Raw genomic sequence first — 17908 nt, 5'->3', positions numbered from 1 at the left:
CCTTTCCCATTGGTGCCCCCGCTTGTGGACGCACGCCCCGTTTCTGTCCCGGCTTGCGCCGACAGGTCGTGTCGGGGGGCTCCGCCCCCCAACAGCCCCCCGCTAGGTGGGCTTCGCCCCCCTAGAACCCCCCTGCCGCAATCCCGAACCCCATCGACACAAAGAGCATCCCCTCATCGGTGCGGGTCCTTGGACCGGCCGGTGACGACCCTGCGGGAGTCACCGGCACAAGCCAAGGGCCTCAGGCATGAGCCGGGACGAGGGAACGTCTACAGGGGTGCCCTTTTGCGGAAGGGGGCTCCTAGGGGGGCGAAGCCCCCGTAGCGGGGGGCGGTTGGGTGGGGGTCCCCCCGGACGGAGTCTGGGGGAGGAGCCCCCCAACGCCCGTCCGGCGAGGACCCGGGGGTTTGGGGGCGGAGCCCCCATCAAAGGAAGAGGGCCACAGGGCTCGGCCCTCAGCCAACGGCGGCGGCGCCCACCCACCCGCGGAGCCCCCATAAACGACAGACGGTCAGAGGGCCGGGCCCTCAGTCATCAGAGGTCGACCTCTTTCATGAGCATGCCGACTTCAGTGTTGGTGAGGCGCCGGAGCCATCCGGACTTCTGGTCCCCAAGGGCGATGGGCCCAAAGCGGGTCCGCACCAGCTTGTCCACCGGAAAACCCGCCTCGGCCAGCATGCGCCGCACAATGTGCTTGCGACCCTCGTGGAGGGAGACCTCCACGAGGTAGTTCTTGCCGGTGTTCTCGACGACCTTGAAGTGGTCGGCCCGCGCATAGCCGTCGTCCAGCCGGATACCGGCCTTCAGCTGCTTGCCCAGGTCCCGGGGTAGGGGCCCCTGGATCGCGGCGAGGTAGGTCTTGGTGACGCCGTAGCGGGGATGCGTGAGGCGGTGGGCCAGCTCACCGTGGTTGGTGAGCAGGATGATCCCCTCCGTCTCGGTGTCGAGGCGGCCGACGTGGAAGAGCCGGGTCTCCCGGTTCTGTACGTAGTCGCCCAGGCACTGACGGCCCTCGGGGTCCTCCATGGAGGCGACGACCCCGGCGGGCTTGTTGAGGGCGAAGAAGACGTAGGACTGGGTCGCGATGGTCAGCCCGTCGACCTTGATCTCGTCCTTGGCTGGGTCGACGCGCAGGCCCTGCTCGCGGACGATCTCGCCGTTGACCTCGACCCTGGCCTGCTCGACGAGTTCCTCGCAGGCGCGCCGGGAGCCCATACCCGCGCGGGCCAGCACCTTCTGCAGGCGCTCGCCCTCCTGCTCGCCGAAGGTCTTGGGGAGCTTGACCGGGGGCTTGGTGTGGCGGGCCCGGTTACGCTCCTCGATCTTGGCGTCGTACTCGCGGGGGCGCGCGGGCGCGGAGGCCTTGCGGGCCCGCGCCTTGGGTGCGCCGCTCTTGGTCACATCCTTGCGGACGTTGCTCTTGGCACCACCGGGCTTGCTGCCGGGCTTGCCGCCGGAGCTCTTCGGCGCACCGGGCCGGGGGCCACCCGTCTTCGGGGCACCGGCCTTGGGCGCGCCAGGCTTCCCCGCCGGCTTTCCGCCCGCCGGCTTTCCGCCCGCGGGCTTCCCGCCCACTGGCTTCCCGCCGCCGGGCTGGCCGCCGCCCTGGGTGTAGCGGCGCTCCTCGGGGCGGAGCGGCCGGGAGCCCGAGGACTGCTGCCGCCCTCGCTGCCCGCCGCCCTGGCCCCGCTCGCCGCGGGGCGCGCCCTGGCCTCGGGGGGCGCCCTGACCGCGCTGGCCGCCTTGCCCGCGCCGGCCCCCCTGGCCGGCGCGTCCCGCGCCGCCCTGCTTGCCGCCTCGGTTTCCGCCGGTGTTCCTGCCACTGCTTCGCATCAATGTTCCGTCTGGGAGTCGGGGGAAGGATCGTCTACGTCGAACGACGGCATACCTTCCTGGGTCTCCCCCTCCACGGCCTCCGCTTCCGGAAGGAAGGGCGCCAGCTCCGGAAGCTCGTCCAGGCCGCGCAGGCCCATCCGCTCCAGAAAGTAATGCGTCGTCCTGTAAAGGATCGCACCTGTTTCGGGTTCCGTGCCCGCCTCCTCCAGCAGACCCCGCTGGAGGAGGGTGCGCATCACGCCGTCGCAGTTCACTCCGCGTACGGCGGAGACCCGGGAGCGGCTGACCGGCTGCCGGTAGGCGACGACGGCGAGGGTCTCCAGCGCGGCCTGGGTCAGCCGGGCCTGCTGCCCGTCGAGGACGAAGCGCTCGACCGCGTCCGCGTAGTCACCGCGTGTGTAGAAGCGCCAACCGCCCGCGACCAGGCGCAGTTCGAAGCCGCGGCCCTGTGTGGTGTATTCGTCGGCGAGCTCACGCAGCGCGTCCGAGACCTCACGGGGGCGCCGCTCGAGGACCTTGGCCAGGTGCTCGGGAGTGGCGGGCTCGTCCACGACCATCAGAACGGCCTCCAGCGCGGGCTTGAGCGGCAGCTGTGCGGCCTCCAGGGCTCCGGCCGGCTCCGGGTCCGCCCGGTCGTGGGCGGTCTCGGCGACGGCTTCCTGCACCTCGTAGCCCTCGGACCTCTCGTCGGTCCCGGTGCTCTCAGTCATCCTTGCGCTCCCCTGGCTCCTGGTCGAACTCGTCGGTCACCAGCGGTTCGGTGTCCGCCGTGCCGCTCCATCTGACGAGGAGCGCGCCCAGCGCCTCGTCCTGCTCCAGCGCGACCGCCCGCTCCCGGTACAGCTCCAGCAGCGCAAGGAAGCGCGCGACCACGGTGAGGGTGTCGGGGGCGTCCTCGGTGAGCTCCTGGAAGCTGGCCTCGCCCCGCTCCCGCAGCCGGGCGACGACCACTTCGGCCTGTTCGCGGACGCTGACGAGCGGGGCGTGGATGTGCTCGACGTACACCTGCGGTCTGGGCTTGGGCCGCATCGCCTTGACGGCCAGCTTGGCGAACCCCTCGGGGCCGACGCTGAGCGCCACTTCGGGCAGCAGCTCCGCGTGGTGGGGTTCCAGCCCCACGGTACGGGGGTGGCGCCGGGCCTCCTCGTCCAGCCGGGCCGCGAAGATGCCCGCGATCTCCTTGTAGGCGCGGTACTGGAGCAGCCGCGCGAAGAGCAGGTCGCGGGCCTCCAGCAGTGCCAGGTCCGCCTCGTCCTCCACTTCGGCCTGGGGCAGCAGCCGCGCGGCCTTGAGGTCGAGCAGGGTGGCTGCGACGACGAGGAACTCGGTGGTCTGGTCGAGATCCCACTCCGGGCCCATGGCCCGGATGTGGGCCATGAACTCGTCCGTGACCTTGGAGAGGGCGACTTCGGTGACGTCCAGCTTGTGCTTGGAGATCAGCTGGAGCAACAGGTCGAAGGGGCCCTCGAAGTTGTCGAGCACGACCCGGAAACGGCCGTCGTCGGGCTCGTCCTCACGCTCCTTCGCCGGTTCGTCCGGCGCCGGTTGCGCGGCAGCCTGCTCCGGTTCGGCGGCAGCCTGCTCCCGTTCGGCCTCGGGCTCATCCCGCTCCGCGGCAGTCTGTTCCGGTTCGTCCGCGGGCTGTTCCGGTTCGTCCGCGGGCTGTTCCGGCACGGGGGCCGGGGCGGCCGGCGGGGGTGTCTGGGCCGGTGCGGCGGGCGCCGCTGCCACGGGCTCCGGTTCCGACTCGTACGCCGCTCCGGGCCCCCGCCCCAGCGGTCGGCGGGAGCCCCGGCTGCGGAGTGCGTCGTCAGGAGTGGGCATCGCAGGCAGCGTACTGGCAAGCAGGTCAGCGCCCGCGCAACCGCCGTACGAGAATGCTCGCGTCTCCTCGCGATTCGAGATCGGCCAGCACGACGGCGACGGCCTCGCGCACGATCCGGCCGCGGTCGACGGCGAGTCCGTGCTCGCCGCGCAGCACGAGCCGGGCGTGCTCGAGGTCCATCAGCTCCTCGGCCGAGACATAAACGGTGATCTTCTCGTCGTGCCGTTCGCGTCCGCTGGGGCGGCGGGCAGCCCGGCCGCGGCGGGAGGCGGCGGGTGCCGGCGCCGCGGAGGACGAGGCGGCCGACGCCGAAGCGCCTGTCGCCTGGCGGCCCTTGGCAGCGCCACCGCGTCGGCCGGTCCGTTCGGCCGGTGCGGGGACGGACTGTTGGGGCGGTGCGGCGGCGCGCTGCTCGTCCGTCTTGGCTCCACCGCGCGTCCCGCGGGCCGTACGACGGCCGCCGCCCACCGGCTCGGCGCCGAGCTCACCGGTCCCGGCCGCCACCGCCTGTCCGTCCGTGCCGACCTCCGGGTCGGGCTCGGAGGCGGGTGCGGGCACCTTGGGCCCCGGGGACGGGGCGGGCGCGGCCGGGCCCGGCTGCGGGGTCTCCCCGTTGGTCTGGCCGGCCTGTGCGGACGGCTCCTGTTGCGGCGCGGAGGGCTGTACGGCGGCACCGCCGGTCGTACGGAACAATTCGTCGGCTGCCGGGAGACTCACTCGGCGTGGCACCGGGCGAGCACCTCCCTGGCGAGCTGGCGATAGGCGGCGGCACCGACGGAGTTGGAGGCGTAGGTGGTGATCGGCTCGCCCGCGACGGTGGTCTCGGGGAAGCGGACGGTGCGCCCGATGACGGTGTGGTAGACGTTGTCGTCGAACGCCTCCACGACCCGGGCGAGCACCTCGCGGCTGTGCACGGTACGCGAGTCGTACATCGTCGCCAGGATGCCGTCCAGCTCCAGTTCCGGGTTGAGCCGCTCCTGCACCTTCTCGATCGTCTCGGTGAGCAGCGCGACACCGCGCAGCGCGAAGAACTCGCACTCCAGCGGCACGATCACCTTGTGCGCCGCGGTGAGCGCGTTGACGGTGAGCAGGCCGAGCGAGGGCTGGCAGTCGATGACGATGAAGTCGTAGTCGTTGAGCAGCGGGCCCAGCGCGCGCTGGAGTGTCGACTCCCGGGCCACCTCGCTGACCAGCTGCACCTCGGCTGCCGACAGGTCGATATTGCTGGGCAGCAGGTCCATCCCGGCCACCGCGGTCTTCAACAGCACCTCGTCGGGTGCCAGACCGCGCTCCATCAGGAGGTTGTAGACCGTCAGGTCCAGCTCCATGGGGTTGACGCCGAGGCCGACCGAGAGTGCGCCCTGCGGGTCGAAGTCGACGAGCAGTACGCGGCGTCCGTATTCGGCGAGGGCCGCTCCCAGGTTGATGGTCGACGTCGTCTTGCCGACGCCGCCCTTCTGGTTGCACATCGCGATGATCTTGGCCGGGCCGTGTTCGTTCACCGGCCCCGGGATCGGGAAGTACGGCAGCGGGCGCCCGGTCGGACCGATCCGCTCGCGGCGCTGGCGCGCGGCGTCGGGTGCGAGCGTGGCCGCGTACTCCGGATCGGGTTCGTACTCCGCGTCCGGGTCGTAGAAGTGACCCTCGGGCAGTTCGCCGTAGTTGGGGTCGTAGTGCGGGTCACTGTAGTCGGCGAAACGCTCGGCGGACTGACCGTTCGTAGCGTCGCCGGCCGTGGCGTTCACGTGTTGGCCGTCCGTGCTCTGGTTGGCTGTCATGGTGGGCGTCGGGTTCTGGTGGGCTGCGAAGGTGCGGACAGCGACGGAGCCGACACCCTCGGGTCCTGTGGGACCTGAGGACCCCTGGCCTCGTACAGGCGCTCCTGGTTGACCACCCCCGGGAGAAAATGTCGACTCGTTCACAAGTCGTCGTACCTCCAATGGTGACCAGGAAATTTCTCGACTAGTCAGCGTGACACCATGCCGACGGTTGGCGACTCTATGGCGTGTCGGCGGTCCGCAGCAACACAATCCGCCTCAGACGGCCCGATGTGTCGGTATGCGAGCCCCCCGATGTCAAGAGGCTCCCGGGTGACGTGCGGGTGGTTTCCCGGGTGGGCAAAAAGGTCGGACAGTTACGTTACGGGCAAGTTGGGTCGGCGTCCCGGGGACACGACGACGTCACCGTCCGGACCTTCCCTCCAAGGTCCGGACGGTGACGTGAGGTTGCCGACGTTGACGCCGGGGGTTGACCCCGGCTACGGGCCCTGTCCCAGCCCGTTGCCGTCAGCGCGCCGGTGGGCCGGGAGTCAGCCCAGCAGCGTGGCGATGTCCCGCACCGGGAGACCGTGCGCCTCGCCGACGGGGCCGTAAGTGACCTCTCCCTCATGCACGTTGAGGCCCTTGGCCAGCGCCGCGTCGCGGCGCAGCGCGTCCCGCCAGCCGTGGTTGGCCAGCTCCACGATGTAGGGCAGCGTCGCGTTGGTCAGCGCGTGCGTCGAGGTGTTGGGCACGGCGCCGGGCATGTTGGCGACGCAGTAGAAGACCGAGTCGTGGACGCGGAAGGTCGGCTCGGCGTGGGTGGTCGGCCGCGAGTCCTCGAAGCAGCCGCCCTGGTCGATCGCGATGTCGACAAGAACACTTCCCGGCTTCATCCGGGAGACCAGCTCGTTGCTGATCAGCTTCGGGGCCTTGGCGCCCGGGATGAGCACAGCGCCCACCACGAGGTCGGCGTCGAGCACCGCGCGCTCCAGCTCGAAGGCGTTGGAGGTGATGGTGCGCACCCGGTTGCCGAAGATCTTGTCGGCCTCGCGGAGCTTGTTGACGTCCTTGTCCAGCAGCGTGACGTGGAAGCCGAGGCCGACGGCGATCTGGGTGGCGTTCCAGCCGGAGACGCCGCCGCCGATGACGACCGCGCGGCCCGGGTTGACGCCGGGCACGCCGCCGGGCAGCACGCCGCGGCCGCCCGCCGAGGCCATCAGGTGGTAGGCGCCGACCTGCGGTGCGATGCGGCCCGCGACCTCCGACATGGGGGCGAGCAGCGGCAGCGTCCGGTTGGCCGGCTCGACCGTCTCGTAGGCGATGGCCGTGGTGCCCGACTCCAGCAGCGCGTCCGTGCACTCACGGGAGGCGGCGAGGTGGAGGTAGGTGAAGAGGGTCTGGTCCTTGCGGAGCCTGTGGTACTCCTCGGCCACCGGCTCCTTGACCTTCAGCAGCAGGTCGGCGGTGGCCCACACCTCGTCCGCCGTGGCCAGGATGGTGGCGCCGGCGGCTGTGTACTCGGCGTCGGGGATGGAGGAGCCGGCTCCGGCCTCCTGCTCCACGAACACCTCGTGCCCGTTCCGCACCAGTTCGTTGACCCCGGCCGGGGTGATGGCGACACGGAACTCGTTGTTCTTGACCTCGCGGGGGATACCGACCTTCACGTCGATCACGGTCCTTCACTCAGGGTGCAGAAGGCAGAGAAAGCCGGGTCGCGCATGCTCGAAAACACCGGGGGGACCGCGGCTCGACCAGTCTAATGAAGGAAGCTGAGCTGTCCAGCCTTACAAACGGTCGATCTTTTTCGAGATTGCTATACGTTTCGCAGGTTGCTGGTGGGGAGGCGTGGACAGGCCGCCGTGGGCGTCGCGGACGGCCGTCCAGTGGCGCTCGTCACGCCGCACACCGGGTACCCAACGACGCGGTTCCGCTTCTCCGCTGTCACGTGCCGGGTACTCGCCCAGTCAGGACCGGCTCAGCACCGGCTCAGGACCGCTCCGCCCCGGCTCAGGTCCGGCTCACGGCCGCTCCACCCCGGCTCAGGTCCCGCTCAGACCCGCTGCCGCGCCCCCGCCCGGCCGGGCTCCGCCTCGGCGCCGTCCCGCTCGGCGTCGGCTCCCACCGGCCGGGCGCCCGCCCACAGGTCCGCCTCCGCCCTCGGGTCCGTCTCCCCGGCCCAAGCCGTCGGGCCCAGCAGCCGGGTGGCCGCCGCACGGTGCCGCTGGGCAGCGCGCAGGTGCCCGGCGCCCGCCGAGGCGTCGGCGGCCCGCAGCTCCAGGGCCGCCTCCAGCCGGGCGTCCCCGGCGCCCCGGGAGACCTCCAGGGCCTGCCCGACCGTGCGCAGCGCGTCCCGCGGCCGGCCCGCGTACTCCTGCACCCTGGCCGCCTCCGCCAGCGCCCGCGCGTGCGCCCCCGGGTCCGGGAGCCTGCGGAACGCCGCCGCCGAGGCCCGCCAGGCCCGCAGCGCCTCCTCCCACCGCTCCGCCTGCGTATGGACGGCGCCGATCCGGCCGTGCAGCCGCGCGGTCGCCTCGCGGTCGGCCCGCTCCTGGCGGGTCAGCCGCAGTGCCAGCGCCCTGCCGTACCAGTCGGCGGCCCGGTCCCAGTCGCCCAGCTCCGCGTAGCAGCCGCCCAGCGATTCCAGGGCCCGGCCCGCAGCCCGCTCGTCGTCCGCCTGGCGCGCCGCGTCCAGCGCCGTGCGGTACCGGACCAGGGCCTGCTCCAGACGGCCGGTGCGCGCGTCGAGAGCGGCGAGGTTGAGCAGCGCCGCGGCGCGCTCGCGGTGCGCCCGGTTGCGCTCGGCCACCCGCAGCACCAGCTCGTGCAGCCGGTACAGCTCGGCCTCGGCGTCCTCGGGTTCGCAGTGCGCGTCGAAAGCGCGGGCCAGCCCGGAGACCAGCCGGCGGGCCAGCGTGTCGAGCCGGCCTTCGCCCTCCGAGACGGCGGCCCTGGCCGCGGCCAGCAGCACCGTCCGCCGCTCCTCCAGCCAGCCCCGCGCTTCCAGAGGGTGCAGAAAGCGCAGCGCGCGCGGCATCTCCGCCAGCTGCCCGCGGGCCTCGGACCCGGAGGGCTCGCACACCGCCCAGCAGGCCTGGACCCGGCGGATCAGCCGCTCCAGCATCCGTGCCCGCGCCAGCAGCGCCTCGCCGGGCCGCTCGTGCACCGCCAGCTGGGCCCGCAGCAGCGGATCCAGGCAGCCGGGCACCTGGTAGCGCTCGCCCTCCAGCGGGCGCAGCAGGCCGAGCCGTACGTACTCCTCCAGGGCAGCCTGCGCGGTGCTCACCGAGCAGCCACCGAGCGCCGAGGCCAGTTGCGGATCGACGAACCCGGCAGGCGCGAGGACCAGCAGCCGCAGCAGCCGCGCGTGCGAGCGGGACAGGGAGTCGTGGACGAGCCGGAAGGCGCGCACCAGCGGAGCGGGCGGTGCGGGGGGCGCGGCGGAGCGGTGCCCGGCGGAACCTGCGGGATCGGCGGCCTCCTCGCCCTCCCGCCCAGCGGACGGGGACGGGGACGGGGGCGTGGACGACTGCGACTGCGAGTGCGCCGTGGAGCTCTCCGCCGGCTCGGCCTCCGTCGCAGCCAGCATCTTGACCGCGTCGTGCACCGAGACCTTGGGGTGGGCGCCGAGCCAGCCGCCCATCAGGGTGAGCGCCGCCGGAAGGTCGCCGCACTGCTCGGCCAGCACCTCGGCGCTGCGCGGGTCGACGGTGATACGGGGCGAGGAGCCCGCGTGCCGGGCCAGGAGGGCGACGGCCGTGGCCCGGCCCAGCCCGCCCAGGGTGCAGGGGCGTACGTCGGGCACCTCGGTGAGCGGCCCGGAGGAGACGGCGACGACGAGGCAGTCCCGGCTCTCCGGGGCCAGGTCGAGAAGCTGGTCGGAGTGTGCCACGTCGTCGAGCAGCAGCACCGTGCGGCCGCGGCGGGCCAGAGCGGTACGGAACGCCTCCGCCACGGTTTCCTCGTCGGCGCCCGGCGGCGGTGTACCGGGGCGGGTCCGACCGGTTTCGCCGGACTCCCGGGGGCGTGGCGTGCTCGACCGGGCGAGGGCCGCCAGCAGATCGCGCGCTGCGCGCTCGGTGGTGACCGGGGTTCCGCCGGGTTCGGTCAGCCGGGCGCGCAGTACACCGCCCGGGTAGCGGTCGGCGATCCGGCGCACGAACTCCTCGGCGAGCGCGGTACGGCCCGAGCCGGGAGCCCCGGCGATCAGCAGTACCCGGCTCTGCTGCGGTGGATGGCCGGAGAGGGTGTGCAGCCCGGCGCGTTCGATGTCCTCGCGCAGTGCGCGCAGTTCGCGATCGCGGCCGGTGAACGAGTGGGGGCCCGGCCCCGCGGTCGTGGGCTGCACCGCCTGATCTGTCACGGGCTACGCTCCCGTTCGCTGTTCACCTGGTGTGTGCGCGGACGAATTGCTGCGAGCGTAGTTCACCGTCCGGTGCGGAAAGCCGCCAACGGCCGCCCCACCCGGCCCGAAAATCACCACATCGGCTCAGGTGACCTGTCCCCTCCCCCGCCCCCGGGCCCCGCACCGGGGGAGGAGAAGCGGTCACCTCGGGTCGAAGGGCCGCGCCGGCCACGGCGCTTGCGCGTGACGCAGCGCGCCCAGGCCGCCGCCGCTGCTCAGTGCGGCGTTCAGCGCCAGGCACCCCACCACGAGGCAGTTGTTGTGCAGCTGTCCGGCCAGCGCTCCGCGTACCAGCTCCTCCAGCGGCACCCGGGCCAGCTCCATGTCGGCCTCTTCCTCGGCGACCTCGAAGCGCTCGCCCTCCACCTCGGAGAGCTGCCGGGCCAGGAAGATCCGTACGGCCTCGTCGCTGCCGCCGGGGGTGGTGTAGACGTCGACGAGGACGCGCCAGTCCTCGGCCTTGACGTGGGCCTCCTCGTACAGCTCACGCTCCGCGGCGGCCAGCGGGTTCTCACCGGGGACGTCCAGCAGCCCGGCCGGGATCTCCCACAGCTTCTCGCGGACCGGGTGCCGGTACTGGCTGAGGACCAGGACGTGGTCCTGGTCGTCGAGGGCCAGGATGGCGACAGAGCCGGGGTGGGTCTGGTAGTCGCGGCTGACCACCGAGCCGTCCGGCATGACGACCTGGTCGGTACGGACCCCGGTCTTGTTGCCCTGGAAGGGGGAGGAGGTCGCGGTGACCTCCCACTCCTCCGGGGTGTCGGCGATACGGCTGGCCATGGCGGTCACTCCCCCTGCTGGCGCTCGACGGCGGCCTTGACCAGGCCGGCGAAGAGCGGGTGCGGGCGGGTGGGGCGGGAGCGCAGCTCCGGGTGGGCCTGGGTGGCGACCAGGTAGGGGTGGACCTCGCGCGGGTATTCGACGTACTCGACCAGCTTGTTGTCGGGCGAGGTGCCGGAGAAGACCAGCCCGGCCTTCTTCTCCAGCTCGGTGCGGTAGTGGTTGTTGACCTCGTACCGGTGCCGGTGGCGCTCCTCGACGTAGGGCTCGCCGCCGTATGTCTCGCGCACGATGGAGCCCTCGGCCAGCTTGGCCGGGTACATGCCCAGCCGCATGGTGCCGCCCATGTCGCCCTCGCCGGCGACGATGTCGAGCTGCTCCTCCATGGTGGAGATGACCGGGTGCGCTGTGGACTGGTCGAACTCGGTGGAGTTGGCGTCCTTGATCCCCGCCAGGTTGCGGGCGCCCTCGATCACGATGCACTGCAGGCCCAGGCAGAGGCCGAGCAGCGGTACGCGGTTCTCCCGTGCGTAGGTGATGGCGCCGACCTTGCCGTCCACGCCGCGCTCGCCGAAGCCGCCGGGGATGCAGATGGCGTCACAGTCGCCGAGCTGCCGCTTGGCGCCCTCGGGGGTCTTGCAGTCGTCGGAGGTGACCCACTTGATCTTGACGCGGGCCCGGTTGGCGAAGCCGCCGGCGCGCAGCGCCTCGGTGACCGACAGATAGGCGTCCGGCAGGTCGATGTACTTGCCCACCAGCGCGACCGTCACCTCGTGGTCCGGCTGGTGCACCCGGCGCAGCAGGTCGTCCCACTGGGTCCAGTCCACGTCACGGAAGGGCAGGTCGAGCTTGCGTACGACATAGGCGTCCAGCCCCTCGGAGTGCAGCACCTTGGGGATGTCGTAGATGGAGCGGGCGTCCTTGCAGGCGACCACCGCGGCGTCGTCCACGTCGCACATGAGCCCGATCTTCCGCTTGATGGAGACGGGCACGTCGCGGTCTGCGCGCAGCACGATCGCGTCCGGCTGGATACCGATGTTGCGCAGCGCGGCGACCGAGTGCTGGGTGGGCTTGGTCTTCAGCTCGCCGGACGGGCCGATGTAGGGCAGCAGCGAGATGTGGACGACGAAGACGTTGTCGCGGCCGACCTCGTGGCGGACCTGGCGGACGGCCTCCAGGAAGGGCAGCGACTCGATGTCGCCGACGGTGCCGCCGACCTCGGTGATGACGACATCCACGTCGTCGGTAGCCATCCGGCGGATGCGGTGCTTGATCTCGTTGGTGATGTGCGGGATGACCTGAACGGTGTCGCCCAGGTACTCGCCGCGCCGCTCCTTGGCGATGACCGTCGAGTAGACCTGTCCGGTGGTGACGTTGGCGGTGCCGTTGAGGTCGACGTCGAGGAAGCGCTCGTAGTGGCCGATGTCCAGGTCGGTCTCGGCGCCGTCGTTGGTGACGAACACCTCACCGTGCTGGAAGGGGTTCATCGTGCCGGGGTCGACGTTCAGATAGGGGTCCAGCTTCTGCATGGTGACCCGCAGGCCACGCGCCTTGAGCAGCGCACCCAGGCTGGAGGCGGTGAGCCCCTTGCCGAGCGAGGAGGCGACACCCCCGGTGACGAAGAGGTGCTTGGTCGTCATGGATGTAGGCGGCATGGCCAAGAGGGGGCTCCCGTGGTCGCTTGGTGGGGTGCGGAGGCTGCATCCTGGGATCGTCCCGAAGGGGCTTTCCGGGGTGGCCTCGCTGCGGTTCGGGGGGCTGTCGTCTCGAACAGAACGCGTTCACGTGCCCACCGCTCCACGGGCTACCAGCGTAACAGTGCCGCCGGGTCGCCGCGGCTGCCCGTGCCTACGGCCGGGTAGCCGAGCAGCCGGGCGCGTCCCAGCGTGACAAGGGAGTCGCAGCAGGTGAACGCGGTAGCGAAGGTCACCTAATCGGCGCATCCGGACCCAGCCGACCGTCGGGCGGAAGGGATCGCTGCGTCGTATCCTTCACGGACACTTGCCACTGACAGGCAGAAATACACACGTCACCAGCACGTCCCGCGGGGGCGTCGCAGTTCGTTCGACTGGAGATGCACGTGGCTGGGCGCATCGAGGATTACGCACTCATCGGAGACATGCAGACTGCCGCCCTCGTCGGCAGGGACGGCACGGTCGACTGGCTCTGCCTACCCCGCTTCGACTCCCACGCGGTGTTCGCCGGCCTGCTCGGCACCGAGGAGCACGGCTTCTGGCGGGTGGGCCCCGCACACCCGGCCGGCGGCGATCCGCCACCCGCCGACCGCCGCCGCTACCGGGGCGACTCGCTGGTGCTGGAATCGGAGTGGGACACCCCGCGGGGTACCGTCCGGATCATCGACTTCATGCCTCCGCGTGAGAACCACGCGCCCCAGTTGGTGCGGATCGTGGAGGGCGTCAGCGGGCGGGTGCGGATGCGCTCGGCACTGCGGATGCGCTTCTCCTACGGCTGGGTCGTGCCGTGGGTGCACAAGGCGGGGAACCGCACGGTGGCCGTGGCAGGGCCCGACTCGGTGTGGCTGGACACCGAGGCCGACACCTACGGCAAGGACCTGACGACCTACTCCGACTTCACCGTCGGCCCCGGCGACCGGATGGCGTTCACCATCAGCTGGGAGGCGTCGCACCGGGAGGCACCGGAGCTTCCGGAGCCGGAGGAGGCGCTGCGCACCACCGAGGACTTCTGGCGCGACTGGGTCGAGACCTGCACCTACCACGGGCCCTACCGGGAGGCCGTGGTCCGCTCGCTGATCACGCTCAAGGCGCTGACCTACGCGCCCACCGGCGGAATCGTCGCCGCGCCGACCACCTCGCTGCCCGAGGAGATCGGCGGGGAGCGCAACTGGGACTACCGCTTCACCTGGCTCAGGGACGCGGCCATCACCCTCTCCTCCCTCCTGCGCACCGGCTACCGCGAAGAGGCCCGCGCCTGGCGCGAATGGCTGCTGCGCGCGGTCGCCGGCGACCCGGAGAACCTTCAGATCATGTACGGCATCGCGGGCGAACGCGAGCTGTCCGAGGCCGAGTTGACCTGGCTGCCGGGGTACGAGGGCTCCAAGCCGGTACGGGTGGGCAACGGCGCGGCCGGCCAGCTCCAGCTCGATGTGTACGGCGAGATGGTCGAGGCCCTGCACCTGGGCCATATGACGGGCCTGGCGCGCAACGACTACGCCCAGCTCCTCCAGCTCAAGCTGATCGGCTATCTGGAGAACCACTGGGAGGAGAAGGACGAGGGCATCTGGGAGGTGCGCGGCCCGCGCCGGCACTTCGTGCACTCGAAGGTGATGGCGTGGGTGGCCGTCGACCGTACGGTCAAGCTCATCGAGTCGGGCGACGTGGACGGGCCGCTGGAGCGCTGGCGCAATCTGCGTGACGAGATCCACCGCCAGGTCTGCGAGAAGGGGTACGACAAGGAGCGCAACACCTTCACCCAGTCCTACGGCTCCAAGGAGCTGGACGCCTCGCTGCTGCTGATCCCGCAGATGGGCTTCCTGCCGCCGGACGACAAGCGGGTCATCGGCACCATCGAGGCGATCCAGCGGGAGCTGACGACCGAGGACGGGTTCGTGCTGCGCTACCCCACCAGCAGCGAGGCGGGCGCCGACGGGGCTGCCGAGAACGTGGACGGGCTCGCGGGCGAGGAAGGCGCCTTCCTGGCCTGCTCGTTCTGGCTCGCCGACGACCTCGCGATGATCGGCCGGGTCGACGAGGCCCGCAAGCTGTTCGAGAAGCTGCTGGCCCTGCGCAACGATGTGGGTCTGCTGGCCGAGGAATGGGACTCCGCGCGCCAACGCCAGGTCGGCAACTTCCCCCAGGCCTTCAGCCATGTGCCGCTGATCGACACGGCCCTGCGGCTGACCGCGTCGGGGGCGTACGGGGTGTAGACCCGCGCCCCTGAATGGTCACCCGCAAGCTTGGGCAGTCTGCTCCCCCAGCCTTCGGCCGGGAGGTGCCCCCAGGGCGCAGGGTGGGCAAGCGCAGCCCACCGTGCGGGGCAACACACCTGCACGGGTCAGCCCAAGAGCTCGTCGTAGACAGTCAGAACTTGCGCGGCGACCTGGTCCTCCGTGGGCCAGGTCCGCGCCTGGGCGCGCCCGGCGGCAGCCAACTCGGCGCGCCGGTCCGGATCGGCGAGCAAACTCACAACGGCCGAGGACAACAAATCGGCGTCCCCGCAGGGCACCAGCACGGCGGCGGAGCCGACAAGCTCCGGTACCCCGCCACCGTCGGCGGCAACCAACGGCACCCCGGCCCGCAGCGCCTCCTGCGCCACCAGCGAGTGGCCCCGGCAACGGGCAGGCAGCAGAGCGATGTCGGCGCCCGCCAGCAACCGCAGCGCGTCGGCCCGCCGCCCCAACAGCCGCACGGGCAGCCGCTCCTCCTCGATACGGCGCTGGAGCGCGCCGCGCTCGGGGCCTTCTCCCGCGATGGCGAGCAGCGGTTGCGGGGTGAGGCCGCGCCAGCCACGGGAGGCGGTCAGCGCGCTGTCGTGGCCGCGCCGCCCGTCGAGCCGGCCGACGGTGAGGATCAGGGGGCGGTCGAGGGCGCCGATACCCGCGCGCGCCTTGTGCCCCAGCACCTCCTCGCCGTCCGGGCTCTCCTCCCCCGGCGTGGCCTCGGCGTCGGGCACCGGAATGGGCGCGGGGGCGAGCCGCGCGTCGCGTGCGCCGCCGCGGCGCGCCATGTCGACCAGTTCGGTGGTGGCGCCCAGGACGACGGTGGCGGCCCTGGCCACCCGCCGCACCAGCAGCCGGGTCACCAGTTCGCGGGCGGCCTCCGTACGGGATGCGGGTGAGGCCGCGGCCCGTGGCAGGGCGTGCCAGGTGACCACCAGCGGCACGGTGCCGCGCCGTCTGCCGAGCGCCAGCGCTGCCAGCAGTCCGGCGCGCAGGCCGTGGGCGTGGATCAGGTCGGCGTCGGCGCAGACGGTGCGCAGCCGGGCGGCCGCGTCGGCCTCCGTCCGGCCCGGCAGGGCGGCGAACTCGGCGCCGGTCCCGGTGATGGCGTGCCGCAGCGGTCCGTCGTGCCGGGCGCACACGGTCACCCGTACTCCGCGTGCTGTCAGGCCCCGGGCGAGGGAGCGCGCATGGGCCGCCGTACGCGCCGAGGGTGTCTCGGTGCCGTCGGCCGCAGGACCGCCGCCGAGCACATGCACGGCGTGCGGCGGCCGCGCACCGACCGCGGGCCGACGCGGTGCATGAGTACGACTCGGGCTCACGGCAGGCGGGCTCCCTGGGTCGGGCGGTGGGGGCGGGGCCTGCCCAGGATGCCAGGCGAGGGGGCCCCGCCGCGCCGCCGTACGGTCCCGACGGCCGTCACAGCGGGGCGCACACCAGACGCTCTCACTCACACGAGTGACGGCGCTCGCAAATCAGCCATGCGCCCCTCGAAAGCCCTGCACGCCGCCCCGCGCACCATGGCGCCCCCAGCTCGCCGGCTCGGCGTACGGTCGCCGCCGTGGCGGCCGTCAGGCTCCGGTGCGGGCCGCCTCCAGAAGCTCCTCCGCGTGGGCGCGGGCGAGTTCGGAGTCCTCCTGGCCCGCGAGCATCCGGGACAGCTCGCGCACCCGGTCCTCGCCCTCCATGGCCCGTACGCCGCTGCGGGTCACCGAGCCGTCATCGGTCTTCTGCACCACCAGGTGACGGTCGGCGAACGCGGCCACCTGCGGCAGATGCGTGACCACCACGACCTGCGCCGACTTGGCCAGCCGCGCCAGCCTGCGGCCCACCTCCACGGCCGCCTTGCCGCCGACCCCGGCGTCCACCTCGTCGAAGAGGTAGGTCGGCACCGGGTCGGAGTCGGCGAAGACCACCTCGACGGCGAGCATCACCCGGGACAGCTCACCGCCCGAGGCGCCCTTGGCAATGGGCCGGGCCGGTGCGCCCGGGTGCGGCGCGAGCAGCAGTTCGACCTCGTCCGTGCCGTGCGGGCCGAAGGCGAGGGTGCGCCCGTCGACCTCGAGGCCGTCCGGGTCCTCGGTGTGCTTGAGTTCGAAGGTCACCCGGGCGTGCGGCATGGCCAGCTCGGCCAGCTCCTCGGTGACCGCGTCCGCGAACCGCTTGGCGGCGTCCGCGCGCGCCTCGGTGAGCGTACGGGCGAGGGAGGCGAGTTCGGCGCGGAGCGCGTCCCGCTCGGCGGTCAGCTCACCGATCCGGTCGTCGTCGCCCTCCAGCTCGGTCAGCCGCTCGGTGCTGTTCTCGGCCCAGGCCAGGACGGCGGTGATGTCCTCGCCGTACTTGCGGGTGAGCTGGGCCAGCGCGGCGCGGCGCTCCTCGACGGCGGCCAGCCGGAGCGGGTCCGCGTCCAGGTCGTCGGCGTATCCGGCCAGTTCGCCCGCGATGTCGGAGAGCAGGATGTGCACCTCGCCCAGCCGGTCGGCGAGCGCGGCCAGCGCCGGGTCGTGGGAGCGCACCGCCTCCAGGGCGCGGTGGGCACCCGCGACCAGCGTGGCGGCGTCCACACCCTCCGGGTCGGCCGGATCTCCGGCCAGCGCGCCGTGCGCTGTGGTGGCCGCGGAGGCCAGGGCCTCGGCGTGGCCCAGCCGCTCGGCCTCGGCCGCGAGTTCGGCGTCCTCGCCCGGACGGGGTTCGGCGGCCTCGACCTCCTGGATACCGAAGCGCAGCATGTCGGCTTCCTGGGCGCGCTCGCGGGCGCGGGTGGTCAGCTCGGCCAGCTCCGCAGCGACGGTGCGCAGCCTGCGGTACGCCTCCTGGTAGGCGGCCAGGTGCCGCGCCACGGCGTCCCCCGCGTAGCGGTCCAGCGCGGCGCGCTGCCGCGCCGCGCGCAGCAGGCCCTGCTGGTCGGTCTGGCCGTGTACGGCCACCAGGTCGTCACTCAGCTCGGCCAGCAGTCCGACCGGCACCGAGCGCCCGCCCAGGTGGGCCCGCGAGCGGCCTTCGGCCGAGACCGTACGGCTGACCAGCAGCGCCCCCTCGTCCAGCTCCGCGCCCGCCTCCTCGGCGCGGCGGGCGGCCGGGGCGTCCGGCGCCAGCGCGATCCGTCCCTCGACCAGAGCCGACTTGGCGCCGACCCGGACGAGCCCGGCGTCGGCACGCCCACCGAGCAGCAACCCGAGGCTCGTGACGACCATGGTCTTGCCCGCGCCGGTCTCGCCGGTCACCGCGGTGAAGCCGGGCGACAGCTCGACAACGGCGTCGTCGATCACGCCCAGGGCTTTGATCCGCATCTCCTCCAACACGGATACGACCATACGAGGTCTCCTCGTGTCGGCCACACCAGTGGTCCGCCCGGCACCCGGACGTGGGGCACCCCACCATGCCGATCC

At 72.4% G+C, this 17908-nt stretch carries 12 protein-coding genes; 1 reads left to right on the top strand and 11 read right to left on the bottom strand.

All coding sequences use genetic code 11. The features are described from left to right. Nucleotides 1-534 precede the first annotated feature (534 nt). The 9 genes from HC362_RS26935 to HC362_RS26895 all read right to left on the bottom strand — a co-directional run bounded on the left by HC362_RS26935 (nucleotide 535) and on the right by HC362_RS26895 (nucleotide 12258). Nucleotides 535-1833, bottom strand: coding sequence for a pseudouridine synthase (locus HC362_RS26935; RefSeq protein ID WP_243086719.1), 1299 nt, complete (start codon nucleotides 1831-1833; stop codon nucleotides 535-537). Beyond that, nucleotides 1833-2546, bottom strand: coding sequence for an SMC-Scp complex subunit ScpB (scpB, locus tag HC362_RS26930; RefSeq protein WP_243086718.1), 714 nt, complete (start codon nucleotides 2544-2546; stop codon nucleotides 1833-1835). The genes HC362_RS26935 and scpB overlap by 1 nt, the downstream gene beginning before the upstream one ends. Further along, complete coding sequence (locus tag HC362_RS26925; protein ID WP_243086717.1) at nucleotides 2539-3660, bottom strand: segregation/condensation protein A; 1122 nt, start codon at nucleotides 3658-3660, stop codon at nucleotides 2539-2541. The genes scpB and HC362_RS26925 overlap by 8 nt, the downstream gene beginning before the upstream one ends. A 25-nt stretch (nucleotides 3661-3685) precedes the next feature. Then, nucleotides 3686-4378 (bottom strand): hypothetical protein, encoded by a 693-nt coding sequence (locus tag HC362_RS26920; RefSeq protein ID WP_243088834.1) that lies wholly within the window; start codon nucleotides 4376-4378, stop codon nucleotides 3686-3688. Continuing rightward, nucleotides 4375-5583 (bottom strand): ParA family protein, encoded by a 1209-nt coding sequence (locus HC362_RS26915; protein ID WP_243086716.1) that lies wholly within the window; start codon nucleotides 5581-5583, stop codon nucleotides 4375-4377. The genes HC362_RS26920 and HC362_RS26915 overlap by 4 nt, the downstream gene beginning before the upstream one ends. Nucleotides 5584-5969: 386 nt before the next feature. After that, nucleotides 5970-7085, bottom strand: coding sequence for an alanine dehydrogenase (gene ald / locus HC362_RS26910; RefSeq protein ID WP_243088833.1), 1116 nt, complete (start codon nucleotides 7083-7085; stop codon nucleotides 5970-5972). Between the two features lie 386 nt (nucleotides 7086-7471). Further along, nucleotides 7472-9781, bottom strand: a complete 2310-nt coding sequence (locus HC362_RS26905) for a tetratricopeptide repeat protein (RefSeq protein WP_243086715.1) — start codon at nucleotides 9779-9781, stop codon at nucleotides 7472-7474. A gap of 183 nt (nucleotides 9782-9964) precedes the next feature. After that, nucleotides 9965-10603, bottom strand: a complete 639-nt coding sequence (locus HC362_RS26900) for an NUDIX hydrolase (RefSeq protein ID WP_243086714.1) — start codon at nucleotides 10601-10603, stop codon at nucleotides 9965-9967. A 5-nt stretch (nucleotides 10604-10608) separates the two neighbouring features. Next, a complete protein-coding gene (locus tag HC362_RS26895; protein WP_243086713.1) occupies nucleotides 10609-12258 on the bottom strand; it encodes a CTP synthase in 1650 nt (549 codons plus the stop codon). Nucleotides 12259-12677: 419 nt separating this feature from the next. On the opposite strand from HC362_RS26895, the gene HC362_RS26890 reads away from it, so the two are divergent. Beyond that, entirely contained in the window at nucleotides 12678-14507 is a 1830-nt protein-coding gene (locus tag HC362_RS26890) for a glycoside hydrolase family 15 protein (protein ID WP_243086712.1), read from the top strand. Nucleotides 14508-14635: 128 nt separating this feature from the next. Here the strand turns inward: HC362_RS26890 and HC362_RS26885 are convergent, their stop codons facing one another. Beyond that, entirely contained in the window at nucleotides 14636-15841 is a 1206-nt protein-coding gene (locus HC362_RS26885) for a glycosyltransferase family 4 protein (RefSeq protein WP_243086711.1), read from the bottom strand. A gap of 249 nt (nucleotides 15842-16090) precedes the next feature. Then, nucleotides 16091-17833: a DNA repair protein RecN gene (gene recN / locus HC362_RS26880; RefSeq protein WP_243086710.1), complete on the bottom strand. Its 1743-nt coding sequence runs from the start codon at nucleotides 17831-17833 to the stop codon at nucleotides 16091-16093. Between the last annotated feature and the right edge of the window lie 75 nt (nucleotides 17834-17908).

Source organism: Streptomyces sp. 891-h (assembly GCF_022760275.1).
Taxonomy (GTDB): domain Bacteria; phylum Actinomycetota; class Actinomycetes; order Streptomycetales; family Streptomycetaceae; genus Streptomyces; species Streptomyces spirodelae.
The sequence above is the reverse complement of the archived record's forward strand: the minus strand, read 5'-3'. Positions and strand labels throughout refer to the sequence as shown.